General features: G+C 63.7%; 21 protein-coding genes, 1 pseudogene and 1 riboswitch. Of the genes and pseudogenes, 10 read left to right on the top strand and 12 right to left on the bottom strand.

The window, feature by feature from the left end; genetic code table 11:
• Nucleotides 1–5: 5 nt before the first annotated feature.
• The 3 genes from X751_RS158935 to X751_RS158945 all read right to left on the bottom strand — a co-directional run bounded on the left by X751_RS158935 (nt 6) and on the right by X751_RS158945 (nt 1,644).
• The gene (locus X751_RS158935; protein ID WP_023673316.1) at nt 6–377 is read right to left on the bottom strand and encodes a response regulator; all 372 of its coding nucleotides are present in this window, start codon (nt 375–377) and stop codon (nt 6–8) included.
• Between the two features lie 64 nt (nt 378–441).
• Nucleotides 442–984, bottom strand: a complete 543-nt coding sequence (gene hpt, locus X751_RS158940; RefSeq protein ID WP_023673315.1) for a hypoxanthine phosphoribosyltransferase — start codon at nt 982–984, stop codon at nt 442–444.
• A gap of 24 nt (nt 985–1,008) precedes the next feature.
• Nucleotides 1,009–1,644, bottom strand: a complete 636-nt coding sequence (locus X751_RS158945; RefSeq protein ID WP_023743991.1) for a hypothetical protein — start codon at nt 1,642–1,644, stop codon at nt 1,009–1,011.
• 173 nt (nt 1,645–1,817) lie between these two features.
• On the opposite strand from X751_RS158945, the gene ftsE reads away from it, so the two are divergent.
• The 3 genes from ftsE (at nt 1,818) to X751_RS158960 (ending at nt 4,312) form a co-directional block, all read left to right on the top strand.
• The gene (gene ftsE / locus X751_RS158950) at nt 1,818–2,477 is read left to right on the top strand and encodes a cell division ATP-binding protein FtsE (RefSeq protein ID WP_023685344.1); all 660 of its coding nucleotides are present in this window, start codon (nt 1,818–1,820) and stop codon (nt 2,475–2,477) included.
• Complete coding sequence (locus X751_RS158955; protein ID WP_023701396.1) at nt 2,470–3,459, top strand: ABC transporter permease; 990 nt, start codon at nt 2,470–2,472, stop codon at nt 3,457–3,459. The genes ftsE and X751_RS158955 overlap by 8 nt, the downstream gene beginning before the upstream one ends.
• 172 nt (nt 3,460–3,631) lie before the next feature.
• Nucleotides 3,632–4,312 (top strand): YdcF family protein, encoded by a 681-nt coding sequence (locus X751_RS158960; RefSeq protein ID WP_245265763.1) that lies wholly within the window; start codon nt 3,632–3,634, stop codon nt 4,310–4,312.
• Nucleotides 4,313–4,410: 98 nt separating this feature from the next.
• Here the strand turns inward: X751_RS158960 and X751_RS158965 are convergent, their stop codons facing one another.
• Nucleotides 4,411–5,043: a pyridoxamine 5'-phosphate oxidase family protein gene (locus tag X751_RS158965; RefSeq protein ID WP_023743989.1), complete on the bottom strand. Its 633-nt coding sequence runs from the start codon at nt 5,041–5,043 to the stop codon at nt 4,411–4,413.
• 114 nt (nt 5,044–5,157) lie between these two features.
• Here X751_RS158965 and X751_RS158970 point away from each other — a divergent pair, with 114 nt between their 5' ends.
• Both X751_RS158970 and X751_RS158975 read left to right on the top strand, forming a co-directional pair.
• Complete coding sequence (locus X751_RS158970; RefSeq protein WP_023743988.1) at nt 5,158–6,063, top strand: LysR family transcriptional regulator; 906 nt, start codon at nt 5,158–5,160, stop codon at nt 6,061–6,063.
• Nucleotides 6,064–6,177: 114 nt separating this feature from the next.
• On the top strand, nt 6,178–6,987 hold the full coding sequence (locus X751_RS158975) for a 1-acyl-sn-glycerol-3-phosphate acyltransferase (protein ID WP_023673308.1): 810 nt from the start codon (nt 6,178–6,180) through the stop codon (nt 6,985–6,987).
• A gap of 69 nt (nt 6,988–7,056) precedes the next feature.
• On the opposite strand, the gene X751_RS158980 is transcribed toward X751_RS158975, so the two are convergent.
• The 3 genes from X751_RS158980 to X751_RS158990 form a co-directional block, all read right to left on the bottom strand.
• Nucleotides 7,057–7,683: a LysE family translocator gene (locus tag X751_RS158980; RefSeq protein WP_023673307.1), complete on the bottom strand. Its 627-nt coding sequence runs from the start codon at nt 7,681–7,683 to the stop codon at nt 7,057–7,059.
• An 83-nt stretch (nt 7,684–7,766) separates the two neighbouring features.
• A complete protein-coding gene (locus X751_RS158985; protein ID WP_023673306.1) occupies nt 7,767–8,714 on the bottom strand; it encodes an aldo/keto reductase in 948 nt (315 codons plus the stop codon).
• A gap of 165 nt (nt 8,715–8,879) precedes the next feature.
• Nucleotides 8,880–9,413 carry a gamma-glutamylcyclotransferase gene (locus tag X751_RS158990; protein ID WP_023673305.1) on the bottom strand — a complete coding sequence of 178 codons (534 nt, stop codon included), beginning with the start codon at nt 9,411–9,413 and terminating at the stop codon, nt 8,880–8,882.
• A gap of 124 nt (nt 9,414–9,537) precedes the next feature.
• On the opposite strand from X751_RS158990, the gene X751_RS158995 reads away from it, so the two are divergent.
• Both X751_RS158995 and X751_RS159000 read left to right on the top strand, forming a co-directional pair.
• On the top strand, nt 9,538–10,536 hold the full coding sequence (locus X751_RS158995) for a DUF2125 domain-containing protein (protein WP_023735194.1): 999 nt from the start codon (nt 9,538–9,540) through the stop codon (nt 10,534–10,536).
• 124 nt (nt 10,537–10,660) lie between these two features.
• On the top strand, nt 10,661–11,584 hold the full coding sequence (locus tag X751_RS159000) for a sugar kinase (protein WP_023743987.1): 924 nt from the start codon (nt 10,661–10,663) through the stop codon (nt 11,582–11,584).
• A gap of 7 nt (nt 11,585–11,591) precedes the next feature.
• Here the strand turns inward: X751_RS159000 and X751_RS159005 are convergent, their stop codons facing one another.
• Together X751_RS159005 and hisC are read right to left on the bottom strand one after the other, a co-directional pair.
• Nucleotides 11,592–12,527 (bottom strand): prephenate/arogenate dehydrogenase family protein, encoded by a 936-nt coding sequence (locus X751_RS159005; protein ID WP_023743986.1) that lies wholly within the window; start codon nt 12,525–12,527, stop codon nt 11,592–11,594.
• A gap of 4 nt (nt 12,528–12,531) precedes the next feature.
• Nucleotides 12,532–13,641 (bottom strand): histidinol-phosphate transaminase, encoded by a 1,110-nt coding sequence (gene hisC, locus X751_RS159010; protein WP_023704330.1) that lies wholly within the window; start codon nt 13,639–13,641, stop codon nt 12,532–12,534.
• 126 nt (nt 13,642–13,767) lie between these two features.
• Nucleotides 13,768–13,845, top strand: a riboswitch (SAM riboswitch).
• 60 nt (nt 13,846–13,905) lie between these two features.
• Here hisC and X751_RS159015 point away from each other — a divergent pair.
• Nucleotides 13,906–15,075: a homoserine O-acetyltransferase gene (locus X751_RS159015; RefSeq protein ID WP_023685352.1), complete on the top strand. Its 1,170-nt coding sequence runs from the start codon at nt 13,906–13,908 to the stop codon at nt 15,073–15,075.
• A complete protein-coding gene (metW, locus tag X751_RS159020; protein WP_023704331.1) occupies nt 15,072–15,686 on the top strand; it encodes a methionine biosynthesis protein MetW in 615 nt (204 codons plus the stop codon). Before X751_RS159015 ends, metW begins: the two co-directional genes overlap by 4 nt.
• A gap of 7 nt (nt 15,687–15,693) precedes the next feature.
• On the opposite strand, the gene X751_RS159025 is transcribed toward metW, so the two are convergent.
• A complete protein-coding gene (locus tag X751_RS159025) occupies nt 15,694–16,014 on the bottom strand; it encodes a DUF1330 domain-containing protein (RefSeq protein WP_023694041.1) in 321 nt (106 codons plus the stop codon).
• A gap of 248 nt (nt 16,015–16,262) precedes the next feature.
• Here X751_RS159025 and X751_RS159030 point away from each other — a divergent pair, with 248 nt between their 5' ends.
• Complete coding sequence (locus tag X751_RS159030) at nt 16,263–17,198, top strand: glycosyltransferase family 2 protein (protein WP_023673297.1); 936 nt, start codon at nt 16,263–16,265, stop codon at nt 17,196–17,198.
• Nucleotides 17,199–17,249: 51 nt separating this feature from the next.
• Here the strand turns inward: X751_RS159030 and X751_RS159035 are convergent, their stop codons facing one another.
• Together X751_RS159035 and X751_RS0132725 are read right to left on the bottom strand one after the other, a co-directional pair.
• Nucleotides 17,250–18,038, bottom strand: a complete 789-nt coding sequence (locus tag X751_RS159035) for a DUF1194 domain-containing protein (protein ID WP_023714977.1) — start codon at nt 18,036–18,038, stop codon at nt 17,250–17,252.
• Nucleotides 18,039–18,102: 64 nt separating this feature from the next.
• Nucleotides 18,103–18,680 (bottom strand): annotated as a pseudogene (locus X751_RS0132725) (ATP-binding cassette domain-containing protein); the annotation flags it as partial.

Here is an 18,680-nt window from a genome sequence, read left to right as displayed (position 1 = left end):
GCGTGTCAGGCGAAGCAGGCGAGCGCCTGGTCGACCCGCGAGCGGATTTCGGCCAGCGTGAAAGGCTTTTGCACGACGTCGATAATGATGCCGTTCAATTCCTCGGCGCGCTCGCGCTGGTCGGCATAGCCGGTCATCAGCAGGATCTTCATGTCAGGAAAAAGCCTGGCTGCGGCGATCGCCATCTCGATGCCGTCCATTTCCGGCATGCGGATATCGGAGACGACGAGGTCGTAACCGCCGCCTGCAGCACTGACCATCGCCAGCCCCTGCGCGCCGTCGGCGGCGATATCGATCGAGTGCCCGGCGCGTTCGAGCGCGCGGGCGGCGAGGGTGCGGACGGACTCATCGTCCTCGACGATCAGAAGCTTTGCCATGGGCCGGAATTTGGCGGGCAAAAGTTGACTTTTTCTGAAAATTTGAAGCGTCGGGGGCCTTTTCTCAGGCATCGCCTTTGACGACACCGACAAACGGCAGTTCGCGAAAAGCGTGAGCGACGTCCATGCCGTAGCCGACCACGAAGTAATCGGGACAGTCGAAGCCGACATAGTCGGCGTTCAGCTCCGTCTGCCGGCGCATGCGCTTGTCCAACAGCACGGCGATGGCGCAGCTTTTGGCGCCCCGCGACAGCATCAGGTTGCGGGTGAAGGACAGCGTCTTGCCGGATTCCAGGATATCATCGATCAGCAGCACGTCGCGGCCCGCGACCTCATTGTCGATGTCGCGCAGCACCCTCACCTCGCCGCTGGTGGTGCCGGCGCCATAGCTGGAAATGAAGATGAACTCGACCTCCGGCGACAGCCCGACATCGTGCATGGCGCGGATCAAATCGGCGGCGAAGATGAACGAGCCCTTCAGCACCGAAATCACCAGCAGGTCGTGATAGTCGTGCTCGGCGATCTCCTTGGCGAGTTCGAGATTGCGCCGCGCGATCGCGGACGCCGAAAAGAGGACCTCGATGTCCTTGCCGCGCACAACTGGCATCAACAACCTTTCCAGAGAAACCGACTAGCCGGCGAAGGTGACCGCCACGGCCTTGACGCCGTTTCTAGGCACATCGAGGCGGCTGGAAAAGCCGAATCTTTCGCCGGGCGCCAGAGAACGGTTGGATGTCCCCAGAGTATAGCGGGTGATGCGGCTGTCATTGCCGGTGACACGTATCTCCAGCGGCGGCAATTGTCCCGCCTTCAAACCGTCATTGACGGCCTCGCCGTCCACGAACAGCACCGGGGTGGTTCCTGAGGCGTCGACACGCGACGTGACGCCGGCAATGCTGAGTACGGCGCCCTCCGGCTGTTCGACTGACCAGAACGGCGTCTGGCGCACCAGCGCGTGGCCACCCGAGACCCAGAAGGCGGCAAGCGCCGCACCGATGCCGGCAATCCAGAAGATCGGCCCGCCACGCGATGCCGGCCGCCCGGCTGACGCATCTGATTTGCGCAGCATCTCCATGCCTTCCATCGACGGCGTCGCGATGTCGCGCGCCGGCGTCGGCATGGCTTCTACCCTTGGGATCGGCTGCGGCAGCACCTCATAATCCGCATCGACGATGTCGGTCGCCACAGGACGCGATTCCGGTGCGACACTTGTCCCGGTCATGATTTCGCCGGAAACCGGGCGCGCGGTTCGTTGCTCAGCCATCATGGCCCCGCTGTTGCCTCTTCGTTTCTTTTGCGTAAATGGAAATGGTTAACGCTTCCCACCGGAACCCTTGTGACGCACTCAAGAACAGCGAAAATTAACCGACGGTTAACCATGGCGGCCGATGGTCGTTGGACAGAAAGGGCTGGCACGCCGCCGCCCTCAGGTCGTCGCACGTGATCCGCTTCGAAAATGTCGGCCTCCGCTATGGCATGGGTCCGGAAATCCTCCGCGACATCTCCCTGCACATTCCGGAGAGCTCCTTCCAGTTCCTGAGCGGGCCCTCCGGCGCCGGCAAGACGACGCTGCTGCGCCTTCTGTTCATGTCGCTGAAGCCGACACGCGGGCTGATCACCATCTTCGGCAAGGACCGCTCGCGCATCTCGCGCGCTGAACTGCCGCATCTCAGGCGCCGCATCGGCGTGGTGTTCCAGGATTTCCGCCTGCTCGACCACATGACCACCTATGAGAATGTCGCTCTGCCGCTGCGCGTGCGCGGCCGCGAGGAAGCGAGCTACCGCACCGACGTCACCGAACTTTTGAAATGGGTTGGCCTGGGCGAGCGCATGCATGTGCTGCCGCCGGTCCTTTCGGGTGGCGAAAAGCAGCGCGCGGCAATCGCCCGGGCCTTGATCGAACAGCCCGAAATCCTGCTTGCCGACGAGCCGACCGGCAATGTCGACCCGCCACTGGCACGCCGGCTGCTAAGGCTGTTCATCGAGCTCAACCGGCTCGGCACCGCGGTGGTGATCGCCACTCACGATCTCGGCCTGATGGAACAGGTCGACGCGCGCCGCATGATCCTGGCCGGCGGAAGGCTGGATATTTATGACTGAAGTATCGGCCGAACAGCTGCATGAAGACGCCGCCGAGCCCGCGACGACGACGCAGCGCGTCCAGCGCCGCATGGCGCCGATCGTGCCGGCGCAGAATATTGCCGGCCGCGCCTTGGTGCTGGTCATCGCCATCATGACCTTCCTGTCCTGCCTGACTTTCGGCGCCGTCACGCTGGTGCGCGACACTGCCTCGGTCTGGGAAAACCAGATCTCGCGCGAGGCGACGATTCAGATCAAACCGGTCGACGGCCTCGACATGGAGGCAGCCCTTGCCCAGGCCTCGCAGATCGTCGGCGAATTCCCCGGCGTGAAGGAAACCCGGATCATCGATCGCGACGCCACCGCGCGTCTGTTGGAGCCATGGCTGGGCTCGGGCCTGAATATCGACGAATTGCCGGTGCCGCGCCTGATCATCGTCACCATCGACGAGACCAGTCCGCCCGACTTTAGCGCCATCCGTGCGGCGCTCACGCCCAAGCTGCCGAGTGCTTCGCTCGACGATCACCGTACATGGGTCGACCGGCTGGTCGCCATGGCCCGCACCACGGTCACCATCGGCATCGCCGTGCTGGTCCTGATGCTGTCGGCGACGGTGCTGACCGTAGTGTTTGCGACGCGCGGCGCTATGGCGGGTAACGGCCATATCATCGAAGTGCTGCATTTCGTCGGCGCCGAGGCGCGCTTCATCGCGCGCGAATTCCGCTGGCATTTCCTGGTCACCGGGATGAAGGGTGCGGCCGCCGGCGGCGCAGCCGCGATCCTGGTTTTCATCGTCTTTTCCTGGTGGTCGTCGCGCAACATGGCAACGCCGCAGGCCGACCAGGCCACCGCTTTGTTCGGCAATTTCGCCATCGGATCGGCAGGCTATCTCGGCGTCGGCCTGATGGTGCTGGTGATCGGCGGACTGACGGCGGCGACCTCGCACGCCACCGTCGTCGCCTACCTCAGCGACATCGATGTCCGCCAGCCGGATGCGGGGTGAACCGTGAGGGCAGAAGCGAAAACAGTTCGGGGGCAAGGACAGGAATGGAAGGGACGATCACGGATCGAAAACCGACGTAACGCAATGTGCGCTTTTTTCCTTACCAAAAAGGCATTTCAGGATTAACCATAGGATGATGAACGCGCGGGAGTCGACCGGAACGGCTGGACAGATGCCAGTGGTGCGTTCGCGTGTGCGTACCGGGCTGGGCCGTTTGCGCACCGCCCTGCGTCTCGCCTCCCTCTGTCTACTGCTGCTGGTGGCCCTGTTTGCCGGTGGCTTCGGCTGGTTCGCCAGCAAGGTCAGCCACATGACGACCCCGACCAACCCGGCCAAGGCCGATGCGATCATCGTCTTGACCGGCGGTCAGGCCCGCCTCGACGCAGCACTCGATCTGCTTGCCTCCGGCAAGGGCGAGCGGCTGCTGATATCAGGCGTGCATCCCTCTGCCAGCCGCCGCCAATTGCAGGCTGCTACCGGCGGCGACAAGGCGCTGTTTTCCTGCTGTGTCGACATCGACCGCGCCGCGCTCGACACGATCGGCAATGCCGAGGAAAGCGCTAAATGGGTGGAGAGCCACGCCTATGGCAGCGTCATCCTCGTCACCAACAATTACCACATGCCGCGCAGCCTGCTCGAGATGGGCCGCCTGCTGCATGGCGCCAGGCTTGAACCCTATCCGGTGGTCAACACCAATCTGGACAATGGCGACTGGCTGACCAAGCCGGAAGCGTTACGCGTGCTTCTGACCGAATACAGCAAATACCTGCTGGCGCTTGCGCGTGGCGTCGTCTCGGTCCGCCAGACTGCCGACAGCGTCGCACTGGCCGAGGTTTCGACCGCCAAGGACTAAAGCAATTCCAGGAAAAGTGTGTAGCGGTTTTCCCGGGAAAAGCACGTACGCTTTCCCTTGGGAATTGCGTCCAAACAGACGACTCTGACGGCGCTCGATTACCCCTTGGCCGTGCCGTCTTCCGCGCCACGCAGCCGCGCAATCTCCTGTTCGAGGCTTTCAATCCGCTTGTCGCGTTCGGCGAGTGCGGCCGCGACATCGGCGGCCTCGAATCGCTGCGGAATGTGTTGCGGGCAATTGGCATCCCAGGCCGAGACGGTGAACAAGATGACCTGCTCGGGGCGCGCCTTGTAGTCCTGCGGCATCAGCCTTGCCAGAAGCTCGGCATCGTCCTCGACGACGCGCGCCGTGCCCCAGATCTTGACGCGCTGGCGATGCGCATAGTCGATCAGGAACAGGAATGCCTGGTTGTTGTCGGCGAGATTCCCCTGCGTGATGAACTGCCTGTTCCCGGAGAAATCGGCAAAGCCGATGGTCTTCTCGTCCAGAACCTTGAGGAAGCCGGCTGGCCCGCCGCGATGCTGGATATAGGGCTGACCCTCGCCATTTGCCGTCGACAGGAAGACGCTGGTCTGCCCCGCGATGAAGTCGGCGAGGTCGGGCGTGATATGGGCGCGCCATCCGCCGCGCTCCTCGGCGCTGGCATAGCCCTTGCGCGAACCTTTGCGGGTCTGGATCGCCTTGACAGTCGGCGTGAAGGCGACATCGCTGGTGAAAGTATGAGCATTCATGGAAGCCTCCGCGAGGCCGAAACACGGCCATTGTACGCGAAGAGGTAGATCCTTCCATGTTTTGGATGTAGATGGCATAGTTGCAAGCTATCCTTCCAATTTCCGGAAGAAAGTATGGATCGTCTCGAAGCCATGTCGCTATTCGTCGCCGCGGTGGAAGCGGGAAGCCTTTCCGCTGCCGGCCGCCATTTCGGCATTCCACTGGCAACGGTCAGCCGCAAGGTTTCCGACCTCGAAAAGCACCTTCAGGCGCGCCTGCTGAACCGTTCGACCCGGCAGCTCACGCTGACCGATGCCGGCCAGGCCTATCTCGCCGCCTGCCGCCGCATCCTCGGCGAGGTCGGCGAAGCCGAACGCACCGCTGCCGGCGAATACAGCACGCCGACCGGCGACCTGTTTATCACCGCGCCGGTCGTCTTTGGTCGCCTGCACGTGCTGCCTGTCGTCACCGAATTCCTGGCGGCTTATCCTCAAGTCAACATTCGCCTGACGCTGGCTGACCGGATAACCCAACTGGCGGAGGAACATCTCGACCTTGCCATCCGCATCGGCGAGCTTGCGCCTTCGAGCCTCATTGCCATCCGCGTCGGCGCGATCCGTCGCGTCGTGTGCGCCAGCCCCGCCTATATCGCCGCGCATGGCATGCCGCGGACGCCGGACGATCTGGCCGCGCATGAATGCATCAGTTTCGAAGGGCCTGCAGCGCTCGCCAGCTGGAGCTTTGCCGGCGACAAGGGCGAACTGATCGTGCCGATCCACTCACGGCTGCGCGTCAACACGGCGGAAGCTGCAATCGATGCCGCGATTGCAGGCGCCGGGATGACGCGGGTGCTCTCCTACCAGATCGCGGACGCAGTACGTTCCGGCGTGCTCGTCCCGGTCTTGCGACCCTTCGAGCCGCAGCCGTGGCCGGTGAGCCTCGTCCATGCCGGCCAAGGCCTGCTGGCGGTGAAACTCAGGGCGTTCCTCGATTTCGCCCCTCCGCGGCTGAAGCAGCGGCTATTGCAGGCGACGTGGTGAGTTGAGACTGGCTTGAGTCAGTGGCGAGCCGGCCTATGTCAGGCCATGCGGCGTTTCCTTTTTGCCCGCGCTTGGTGTAACCAACGCACACCTCCTCAACGGGCCCTTCCCCGCATGCTCTATATCCGCTCGCTGGCGTTCAACTTCGTCTTCTATGTCAATCTGATCGTCCAGATGGTCCTCTGGACCCCTTACTACTTCCTCTCGCCACGCCATCGCGCCTGGTTCGTGCCGAAATTCTGGTCGCGCACCAGCCTGTGGCTCTACGACAAGATCGCCGGCACCAGGAGCGACATCACCGGCGTCGAGAACCTGCCGGAGGGCTCTTTCATCCTGGCGCCGAAACACCAGTCGTTTTGGGACGCGATCGCGTTCTTTCCGTTCCTCCACGACCCGCTTTACATCCTCAAGCGCGAGCTGACCTGGATCCCCTTCTTCGGCTGGTACATCCTCAAGATGCGCATGATCCCGGTTCACCGCGGCAGCCGCTCCAAGGCGCTGAAGCAGGTCGTTGCCTCGACAAAGCAGGAGATGGGGCGCAATCCGCGCCAGTTGATTATCTACCCCGAAGGCACGCGCCGAGCGCCGGGCGACGAGCCGGCTTACAAATACGGCATTGTCGAGCTCTATACGCAGCTTGGCGTCCCGGTGGTGCCGGTCGCCCATGTCGCCGGCCTCTACTGGCCTCGCCGCAAATTCTTGCGCTTTCCCGGCACCATCAAGGCCCGCTTCCTGCCGCCGATTCCGCCCGGGCTCGGCAAGGACGAATTCATGGACCGGCTGATCGGCGATACGGAAGCCGCCTGCGACCAGCTGCTGATCGAGGCATCGCAGGCTCCTAACCCGCCGCAAATGCCGCCGACGGCGGTCAAGCGGCTGGCCGAACTCGCCGCGGCCGCCAAAGCAATCCCAGGAAAAGTGTGAGCGGTTTTTTCCGTCCTGAATTGCGCCAAAACAAAAAAGACCAAAGCTTGATCTCTTCTGCGGGCCGGCTCAAGGCCACGCCGCCAGCGCCGTGGTCAGCACCAGCGTCGCCGCGAAGGCCAGATTGATGATCCGCGACGCCAGCGGCTGGCGCAGGGTGCGGGCGAAGGCCGCGCCGGCCAGCAGCCACAGCACATGGATGGCTACGATCATCAGGGTGAGAACCGCCAGCCTGGCCGGGATGCCGAGAGCATCGGCGCCGGCTGCGGTCGCGGAGCCAGCAAGGACCGCAGCAATCGCCACATAGGCTTTCGGGTTGGCAACGGCGAGCAGTAAGCCGCCGAGGAAGGTCGGCAGAACCGCGCTGCTGTCACGCGCGGCCAGCGGCGGCGCTGTCGCTATTCTGTAGGCGAGGTAGAGAATATAGGCGGCGGAAGCGACCGCCAGCACTGGCGCTACGCCCGGCATCGAGGTGAGGATAGCCTTGATGCCGGTGGCCACTACCAGCAGCACCGCGACCGTGCCTAAAATCATCCCCGATGTGTAGTGAAGCGAATTGCGCAGGCCGAAGGCGGCCCCTATCGCCGTGACGCTGATCGTCGCCGGGCCAGGACTGCCCATGACGACGGTTGCCGCCAGCACCAGCGCCAGCAATTGCTGCCAGGGCTGCGCCTGCGAAAGAATGTCTGCGGCCATGCTGCCTCTTCTCCACAATAATGGAGAACAGTGTGGCAAGGCGGACAGCCGTCGTCTTGAACGATCGTGCCGAACCTGCGCGGCTAGGCGCTGGCCTTGTCCAGCGCCACGAGATCCTCCGCGCTGAGCTTCAGCGATGCGGCGCGCACCAGGCTGTCGACCTGATCCAGCGTCGTGGCGCTGGCGATCGGCGCGGTGATGCCGGGCTGCGCCATCACCCAGGCGAGTGCTACTTCCGCCTGCTTGGCCGAATGGCGCGCCGCCACAGTGTCGAGTGCGGCCAGAATGCGCATGCCGCGCGCATTGAGATAAGCCTTCACGCCGCCGCCGCGTTCACTTTTGCCGAGATCGGCCTCGCTACGGTATTTGCCGCTCAAAAACCCCTTGGCGAGACTGAAATAGGTGATGACGCCGATATCCTCGGCCACGCACAGATCATGCAGCGGCCCGTCGAAGGATGAGCGGTCGTAGAGATTGTATTCCGGCTGCAGCACGCTGTAGCGCGGCAGCCCGCGCAGGCTGGCAACATCGAGCGCGGCGCGCAGCTGGCCGGCGTCAAGATTCGAGGCGCCGATATGGCGGACCTTGCCGGCAGCGAGCAGCTTCTGGTAGGCGCCGAGCGTCTCCTCATAAGGGGTTGTCGGGTCCGGCCAATGCGAGAGATAAAGGTCGATCACATCGGTCTGCAGTCGCTTGAGCGACGCCTCGACTGCCCTTTCGATATGGGCAGCGGACAGATCCTTCTTGCCTTGTCCCATATCCGAGCCGACTTTGGTGATGACGATGATCTTGTCACGGTTGCCGCGGCTTTTCATCCATTTGCCGATGATGGTCTCGGACTCGCCGCCCGCGTGGCCGGGCACCCAGCGCGAATAGGCATCGGCGGTATCGATAGCGTTGAGGCCGGCGTCGCCGAACCGGTCGAGCAGGTCGAAGGAGGTCTTCTCGTCCGCGGTCCAGCCGAAGACATTGCCGCCCAGGACCAGCGGCGCGATGGAAAGGTCGGTTTGACCGAGACGGCGTTTTTGCAAGACGGGGCTCCGTGGGGCTGGCGGCGGGCGACCCGAATGCTTCGGGCCGCAGCTAAGCTAGGTCTCGCCGCGCCGAGGTCAAAGGCCTCAGCCAATTTTTCCAGCGGGCCAGCGCTTCACAAAGGCGCGAGAGCTTCGCCTGCAGGCTCGCCGTGGTCTACTGGCTCACGAGGCGATCCGCTTCGCCACCTCTTCCAGCCAGTGGTCGCTGATACCCAGCGCCGCGAGATGCTGCAGCGTGTTGAGCACATAGTCCTCGTTGTTTCCGGACTGGCCGACGGCGCCACGGATAACACCTGCCGCATGCGCGGGGTCGAGCCCGCCGGCATACTGCTCATGCTGGCGGTCGACGATATAGGCGACCGCTTTCACTCTCTCTCCCGCGGCCGCCCCATTCCCGTCGAGGCTGATATCGAGCACACGCTCGAGGTAGACGCTGGTCACCAATTCGCGCTCGCGCAGATAGGTCAGCACCTCATCGCGCAGCTCGCCGGGCACGCGAAAGGCCAGCCCGATGCAGGAGCCGCCACGGTCGAGGCCTAGCACCAGGCCCGGCCGCTGGCGCGTGCCGCGATGCACGAAGGAATAGACGCACAGCGACCGGCGGTAGCCGTAAAGCCGCGCGCGCCGTGTCTCGACATGGGCGAATCCCGGTCGCCAGATCAGCGAGCCGTAGCCAAAAACCCAAAAATCGCCCATATCGCCAAGCCTGATTGCACGAGAGTGACGCCGCCGCATCGGAATCGGTGCTCTTCTGTTCTTTTTGCTTGTTGCGTAAGCCACAGTCCACCCGCAACACGCCCGCGTTAATGAAAGCCGCAGCATGACGTCAAGTGACGAGCGTCCGTCGAAGTTTCGCCGCCGGCTGATGTGGCTCGCTGCCTTGGTCGTTATGCTGTTCGGCGTCTACAGCGCGGTCTGGTTCTATGTCGCCGGTCGCGTCAGCAGCGAAGCCGACAAAGCGGTGGCCTCGCTCAAGGACAAAGGCATCGAGGCCGGCTGCGCCAACCTCACCGTCAGCGGCTACCCCCTGAGTTTTGCCATCTCCTGTGACAATCTGGCTTACGAGGACGACGCCAGGAACGTTGCCGCCTCGGCAGGCAGCTTCAACTTCGTTGCAGAGCTCATCCGGCCTTTGTCGCCTGCCGCCGAGTTGCGTGGGCCGCTGCGCACCTCGGTGCCGGGGATGGCGCCGCTATGGATCGATTGGGACAATCTGCAGGCCAATGCCAAGCTCTCCTGGCCCTTGCCACGCAGCATTTCGCTGCAGGCCGAGAGCTTGTCCGGCCAGACCGATCCGGCCGACGACACCGACCCGGTTTCACTGTTCAGCGCCGGAACGGCGGCGGGCGAGTTGCGGCCGGACGGTCAGGACCTTGGCTATACCGGAAGCTTCACCGATCTTGAGATCGACGCCGACGCGATCGGCGGGCGCGTGCTGCCGCCGCTCGACGGCAGCGGCGACGCGACGCTGAAGAACGGCGTCGCGCTGATGAAGACGCAGGCCAGGAGCCTGCGCGGCCAGGCGGTCGGCATCCACAAGCTCGATCTGTCGTCGGGAACCGCGCGCATCACCGTCTCCGGCCCGGTGTCGGTCGACGCCAACGGCCAGGTCAATGCCGACCTGACGATCAAGCTGCAGGATCCCAAAGCCGTGGCGGCAATCCTCGCCACCGCAATCCCCGAGCAGAAGAGCCAGATCGAGCAAGGCTTTGCCGGTCTGGCGCTGCTCGGCAACGAACCGTCGATGCCGCTCAAGGTGGTGAAGGGCAAGGTCTCGCTCGGCTTCATTCCGCTGGGCAAGATCAAGCCGCTCGATTAGAGCAATTCCAGGAAAAGTGTGAGCAGTTTTCCGTCCGGAATTGCGTTAAAACAAAGAGACAGAGCATGATCGCAAAGAGCGGCAACGGCTTTTGGGGAGAGATCATGCTCGAGCAAGCCGACGCATGAACCGACCGGTGAAACTGCTGAGCGTTGGCGCGCTGACGCTGGATACCATCCTGCGCGTCGAAACCCTGCCCACGCATCAGGGCAAGTTCATCGCCTCGGACGGCATCCAGATCGCCTCGGGCATGGCGACAAGTGCTGCCTGCGCCGCCCGCCGTCTCGGCGCCGAGGTGTTCCTGTGGGCAAGTGCAGGTGACGATGCCGTCGGCGACCAATTGCTGGCCGGCATCGAGGCCGAGGGCGTCGATTGCGACTTTGTCCGCCGCGTCGAAGGCGCCCGCTCGGCGCTGGCCGCGATCCTGGTCGACGCTCATGGCGAGCGCATCATCGTGCCCTTCTACGACCCAAAGGCGCAGGCCGACCCCGAGGCGGTGCCTGTCGCCGATCTTTCCGGCTTCGATGCCGTGCTGGTCGATGTGCGCTGGCCGGGCGCCGCTGCTCTTGCCTTGACCGCCGCGCGCGACGCCGGTTGCCCGGCAATCCTCGACGCCGACACGGCGCCGCTGGAGGTGCTGGAGCGTCTGTTGCCGCTGGCGTCGCACATCGTCGCTTCGGAGACGGCTGCACGCATTGTCTGCGGCCACGCGCTGAATCCCGAAACCGCCTGCGCCGACCTCGCCAGCCGCACAGACGCCTTTGTCGCGGTTACCGGCGGCGCCGTGGGAAGCTGGTGGCATGACCGGTCCGCCGGATGCGTGCGCCACATCGCGGCGCCGAAGATCAAGGCGGTCGACACGCTTGCCGCCGGCGACGTGTTTCACGGTGCCTTTGCCGTCGGGCTTGCCGAAGCCATGCCTATCGAGCAGGCCTTGCGCTTTGCCAGCGCGGCGGCCGCGCTCAAATGCCAGCGCTTCGGCGGCCGGCTGGGCGCGCCGGACCGGGCCGAGACAATGGCCATGGTCGCGGCGACCTGGCCCGTCTGAAACAGATTTAACTTTTCACCGGGTGCTCGACCGCCTGCCGGCCGAAATCCGGCACGTCGATATCCTGGCCGGCCTCGATGATCGAACGGCGAACGGCCCGGGTGCGGGTGAACAGGTCGAACAGCTTGTCGCCGTCGCCCCAGCGGATCGCCCGCTGCAGCGAGGCGAGGTCCTCCGAAAAGCGCGCCAGCATTTCCAGGATGGCATCCTTGTTGTGCAGGCACACGTCGCGCCACATGGTCGGGTCGGAGGCGGCCAGACGGGTGAAGTCGCGGAAACCGGAAGCCGAATATTTGATCACTTCCGACTTGGTCACCGATTCCAGATCGTCGGCCGTGCCGACGATGTTGTAGGCAATGATGTGCGGAAGATGCGAAACGATGGCCAGCGTCATGTCATGATGCTGCGGGTCCATCGTGTCGATGTTGGAGCCGCAGCGCCGCCAGAATTCCGACAGCTTTTCCAGCGCGGCCGGATCGGTTCCCGGCAGCGGCGTGAAGATGCACCAGCGGTTTTCGAACAGCTCGGCGAAACCCGCATCCGGGCCCGATTTCTCCGTACCCGCCAGCGGGTGTCCCGGAATGAAGTGCACGCCGTCCGGCACATAGGGCTGCATTTGCGCAATGACGGAGGCCTTGGTCGAACCGACATCGGTGAGGATGGCGCCTTTTTTCAGCGCCGCTGCGATCTCTTGCGCCACCTCGCCCGACGATCCCACCGGCACCGAGACGATGATCAGGTCGGCGTCGCGGACCGCTTCCCTGGCGTCGGTGGTGTAGCTCTCGCCAAGACCGAGCTCCTTCGCCCGTGCCAGCGTGGTCGGGCTGCGCGTCGCGATGGCGACATGGCGGGCCAGGCCCTCGCGGCGGATGATGCGGGCCAGCGACGAGCCGATCAGGCCGATGCCGACCAGCGCGATCTTTTCAAACATCGGTGCTGTCATTGTTTCAGCTTTTCAGGAATGTCGTGAGGGCATCGATGACGCCCCGATTGGCTTCTTCGGTGCCGACGCTCATGCGAAGCGCATTGGGAAAGCCATAGCCGGTAACGCGCCGCAATATATAGCCGCGCTGGGTGAGGTAGTCGTCCGCCGCCTCAGCCGAATGCCTCTTGTCGTCGGGAAAGTGGATGAGGACGAAATTGCCGACGCTGGGCGTCACGCGCAGCCCAAGCTTCGTCAGCTCTTCATTCAGCCAGGTAAGCCAGGTCTCGTTGTGCAACGAACTGCGCTCGACATGGGCGCGGTCGCGGATGGCGGCAATGCCGGCCTCGATCGCTGTTGCGTTAACGTTGAAAGGGCCGCGGATGCGGTTGATGGCATCGACGATGTGCAGTGGGCCATACATCCAGCCGATGCGCGCGCCGCCAAGGCCGAGCTTGGAGAAGGTGCGGGTCATGACCACATTCTGTGCGCTGCCCGCCAGCTCGATGCCGGCCTCATAGTCATTGCGCCTGACATATTCGGCATAGGCCGCGTCGAGCACCAGAAGCACGTTGCCCGGGAGAGCGGAATGCAGGCGGCGGACCTCCTGGAACGGCAGATAGGTTCCGGTCGGATTGTTGGGATTGGCGAGGAAGATGATTTTGGTCCGCGGCGTCACCGCGGCCAGGATCGCGTCGACGTCGGCGCGCTCCTCGGTTTCCTTCACAGCAACCGGCTTGGCCCCCGCCGACTGAATGTAGATCTTGTAGACCATGAAGGCATGTTCGGTAAAAATCGCCTCATCGCCTGGCGCAAGATAGGTCTGCGCCAGCAGGCCAAGTATCTCGTCAGAACCGTTGGAGCAGATGATGTTTGCCGGGTTGAGGCCATGCACCTCGGCGATCGCCTCGCGCAGCCGGCGGGCGGTGCCATCGGGATAGACATCGAGCTTGGCAGCCACTTCACGCGCGGCCTCGATCGCCTTCGGCGACGGGCCGAGCGGGTTCTCGTTCGACGATAGTTTATGGACCTTGGCGACGCCGGCCGGTGCTGTGCTCTTGCCCGGCACATAGGCGTCGATGTCCATGATGCCCGCGCGGGGCGTCGGTCGTGCCTTGTCCGCTGTCTTGTCCATGTCGCAAATCCATCGAGAATGCCTCCGTCCGGAGGCCGCAGCGGAAATACAAGCCGTAGCCGCGAATGTCGAGAGGCGGGCAATAGCTGGCCGTTGACGCCGGGCCGCACGAGTTCTAGAAGAACGCAACAGTTCCGTGGTGATTTGGCCGGTCGGCTTGCAGCCACGTTAAACAACTCGCTAAAGGGCCGTTTGCGTGACGTAACCGGCTTTGCGATCGCATTGCCGGTTTTTTATTGCCTGACGGCGGGCAAGGAGAGTCACATGGCCGCGCTCCGCGCTACAAAAACCAACAACGAGGCCGACAACCCGTCGAGCCCTGTGTTGCGTTTTGGCCCTGACAAGCCGCTGAAGCTCGACGCCGGCACGCTTTTGTCGCCGTTCCAGATCGCCTACCAGACATATGGCGCCCTCAACGATGCCCGCACCAACGCCATCCTGGTCTGCCACGCGCTGACCGGCGACCAGCATGTCGCCAGCACCAATCCGGTGACCGGCAAGCCCGGCTGGTGGGAAGTGCTGATCGGTCCCGGCAAGATCATCGACACCAACCGCTTCTTCGTCATTTGCTCCAACGTCATCGGCGGCTGCCTCGGCTCCACCGGTCCGGCCTCGACCAATCCCGCCACCGGCAAGCCCTACGGCCTCGACCTGCCAATCATCACCATCCGCGACATGGTGCGGGCGCAACTGATGCTGGTCGACCATTTCGGCATCGAAAAGCTGTTTTGCGTGCTCGGCGGCTCGATGGGCGGCATGCAGGTGCTGGAATGGGCGTCATGCTATTCCGAGCGCGTCTTCTCGGCCCTGCCGATCGCCACAGGCGCACGCCATTCCTCGCAGAACATCGCCTTCCACGAGGTCGGCCGCCAGGCTGTCATGGCTGATCCGGACTGGCATGGCGGCAAATATTTCGAGCACGGCAAGCGCCCGGAAAAGGGGCTCGCCGTGGCGCGCATGGCCGCCCACATCACCTATCTGTCGGAAGCCGCCCTGCATCGGAAATTCGGCCGCAATCTGCAGGACCGCGAAGCGCTGACCTTCGGTTTCGACGCAGATTTCCAGATCGAAAGCTATCTGCGCCACCAGGGCATGACATTCGTCGACCGCTTCGACGCCAACTCCTACCTCTACATGACCCGTTCGATGGATTATTTCGACCTCGCCGCCGATCATGGCGGCCGGTTGGCAGATGCCTTTGCCGGGACCAAGACCCGCTTCTGCCTGGTGTCCTTCACCTCGGACTGGCTGTTCCCGACCGAGGAGAGCCGCTCGATCGTGCATGCGCTCAACGCCGCCGGCGCATCGGTCTCCTTCGTCGAGATCGACACCGACCGCGGCCATGATGCCTTCCTGCTCGACGAACCCGAACTGTTTGCCGCCATCAAGGGCTTCATCGGCTCGGCGGCCCGCGCAAGGGGGCTCGCCTCATGAGCGTCAATGGCAGCCAGCGCGTCGACCTCGAAGTCGTGGCCAACCTGATACCCCCGCAGTCGCGGGTGCTCGATGTCGGCTCCGGCGACGGCCTGCTGCTCGAACTCCTGCAGGAGACCAAGCAGGTCGACGGCCGCGGGCTGGAGCTGTCACAGCGCGGCGTCAATGAATGCGTTTCGCGCGGCCTCTCGGTCATCCAGGGCGATGCCGACACCGACCTCGAATTCTATCCGGACAAGGGTTTTGACTTCGTCGTCCTGTCTCAGACGCTGCAGGCGACCCGCAACCCGAAGCTGGTGCTCGACGAGCTGCTGCGAATCGGCAACCGCGCCATCGTCTCCTTCCCCAATTTCGGCCACTGGCGGGTGCGGCTGTCGCTGTTCGTCAATGGCCGGATGCCGGTGACCGCGGACCTGCCCTATTCCTGGTACGACACGCCCAACATCCATTTCTGCACCATCCGCGACTTCGTCAATCTGGTCGAGGAACTCGGCGCTTCGGTCGAGAAAGCCACCGCGCTCGACGGCAACGGCCAGAAGATCGGCCTGTCGATGCCATGGTGGTTCTGGAATTTCTTCGGCCAGCAAGCGGTGTTCTTGCTGAAGCGGTAGTTTGCCCCTATTCCAGCACGTCCGTCGCCTTGTGCGGGTGCTGAACGCCATCGGCGATGATCACATCGGCGTGGGAGTTGTCGGTGCGCAAGGCCAGAATCTCGCGATAGGCTGATGAATCGTACCAGCCCCACGCATGCGCCCTGTCCGGAAACTCGATGACGATCAGATGCCCGGGCCATTCGTTTTCGACCACGTCCATGTCGCCGCCGTGGACAAGGAAGCGGCCGCCGAACGGCTCCAATGTGGCGTCGATCCTCTGCAGATACTCGACAATCTGCGGGCCCATTGTGACTTGACGCATATGGGCGACGGCGTAGGCGGCCATGGCTGAACTCCCTGTGAGATCGAAGCCCGACGACCGGCTTCGTTGGCGCAATCTGCAGACATGATGGCCATCGGTCGATTACGTCTGGGGTAATCGGCCGGCTTACCGGCGTCCTGGCTCAACAGTTTGTGATGACATTGCCGCTGGTTTTTTGTAGCGTCGAATCGAATGCCATCCCGGGGTAAGGCTTGGACGGCGACCATCAAAACCTCCGGCCTCCAGGCATTTCGGGGCACAATCGAAGCAACATGTCCAAGGCAACCGACCTCGCTCCGCTGATCTCGGTGATCACACCGACGCACAATCGCCGCAGCAAGGTCGTGCGCGCCGTGGAGAGCGTGCTGGCGCAGAATTTTCCCCGGTTCGAACACATTGTCGTCGATGACGGCTCGACCGACGGTACGGCAGCCGCACTTGCCGAAATCCGCGATCCACGGCTGATCTATGTTGGCTCAAAATGGCGCGGCGCCAATGCCGCCCGCAATGCCGGCATCGAGCGGGCGCAGGCGCCGGTGGTGACATTCCTCGATTCCGACGACGTCTATTTGCCGGATCGCCTGGCGCGGACGCTGGAGCAGTTCGACAACAATCCCTCGCTCGAAGTGCTGATCAGTTCCTTCGTGTCGCTGAAGGGCAATCGCCGCACCAACTGCGTCAACCGCGAGGCGCTGCTGAGCCGCGACTCGCTGGAGCGGGCCCTTGTCGCGCAGACCATCTTCATTGCCGGGTCGGCAATCACCGCCCGGCGCGAGTCGCTGCTGGCCATCGGCGGCTACGATAGTGACGTCACGCGCATGCAGGATCGCGAATTGTTGCTGCGCTTTGCCCGTCGCAGCGGCGCGCAGCTGTCCGAAGTGATCGACTGGAAAAAGTACAACTCGGAGAATTCGATCTCCGGTCGCCGGGACGGCTATGTCGAAGCCTATGCGAGCTTGATCGACAAGCACCCCTATATCGCCGACCGCTACCCCTACATTCCGCCTTACATGATCGCCCGGCAGCTCATCGCCGATGCACTCAAGGGCAGGGTTTCGCAGGCGTTCTCCGGCTATATGGCCAACCGGTCGTCGAAGGCGCTTGGCTATTCGCTGCCGCAGCTGTTGCGTGGCTATGTCGGCGGCCGGCGCTGGCGCCGCGATCTCTATGCCGAATTTCGCGACAAATACGGTGCACGGCCGGCCTGAAGTTTGCCGACAAGCCGCGCAGCGGCTTTCCCCTCCGAACTGCCTCAAACCTCATTTGTCGAGTTCCGGCAGATATGGGTCGGAATATAGCCGCCGGTCGCGTTCGCCCTGCAGGCAGTCCATGGGTGCGGCGGCATCGATCGGGACCACGGTCGCATCGGCGATGCCGCTCACCTCCAGGATCAACTTGCGGCGTATGGCGGTGGCGAATTCCGAGGCCGCATAGATCGGCAACACGAAGGAGCCGGGCCCACCGGTGACGCAGTCGTCATAATACTGGTCGAGATGGCTGAAGGTCGGCGACGGGCTGATCAGGATCGGCAGGCCGTTGATGACGATGCCCTTGGCCACCGCCGCATCGCGTGTCGTGGCGACGGGCAGCCCGGTGTTGTTGGGACCGTCGCCGGAAATGTCGATGACGCTGCGTGGCGCATCGAACCCCGTGCCCTCGAACAGCCCGGCGCCGAAGGCAAGCGCGCCCGAAATCGAGGTGCCGCGAAAGCTGCGGAACGGCCGCGCTTCTATTCTGTCGGCGAAGGCGTTGGCGCTCTCTGCGCTGTCGATCACCTGCCAGGCGATGACGCCATCCTCGCGCACGACGCCCGCCCATTCGAAATAGGCAAGCGCGATGCGCCCGGTGGTTCCCGAGCGCACGGCCTTGATGAAATCGGGATGCCTGAGCGCCTCGACATAGCCCGCGCGCTGCAGCGCGAACTCCCTCTCGTCCATCGACTGTGAGATGTCGACCGCCAGCACCAGTTCGACATCCACGGCAACGGCCGGGGCAGCCACGGGCGTGGTGCAGGCAAGGCAGGCAAGCAGGCTGAGCGCATCGAGCATGGCCGCACCACGGACGTTTCGACCCGTGATTCTTCGCCGCGATCGCGGCGAAATAAAGCCCCTTCTACTTCTTTCGCCGCACGGCCGCTTTCGGCGGCGGGTCGATGGCGCCGGTCCTGACTCGGGCGGGTTTCAGTGGCGCAGCACCCGTATCCTTCACGATGTTCAATGCGCGTGGAAAGAAATGACCATTGTGCAGTCCGCGCCCGATGTTGAGGATCGCGGTTTCCGGCAGGCGTTTCTCCAGCATGGACAGTACCCTTCGCAGCGAAGGACCATCGAACGCGTCCATCGCTTCGTCGATGATCACCCATTTCGGCTGCCGCAAGGCCAGCCTGGCGAAGGCCAGCGACCGCTGTTCGTCATCGTTGAGTTCACGCTCCCAACGTGCGGAACGGTCGAGCGAGGATGACAGCCGCTCGAGGCCGACCTCGGCCAGCACCGCCCCAAAATCAGCATCGCCAGCCGGCGCCGAGCCATTTGGATGCAGCACTTCGCGTAACGTGCCGGCAGGAAAATACGGAACACGCGGCACGAAAATCGGCGTTTCTCCGGCCGGCAAGCCGATCCGCCCGCTGCCCCAGGGCCAAAGGCCGGCAATGGCGCGGAAGAACAATGTCTTGCCGGCGCCTGGGTCGCCGG

Source organism: Mesorhizobium sp. LNJC394B00 (assembly GCF_000502555.1).
Taxonomy (GTDB): Bacteria; Pseudomonadota; Alphaproteobacteria; order Rhizobiales; family Rhizobiaceae; genus Mesorhizobium.
This window is presented reverse-complemented; position numbering and strand designations above follow the sequence as displayed.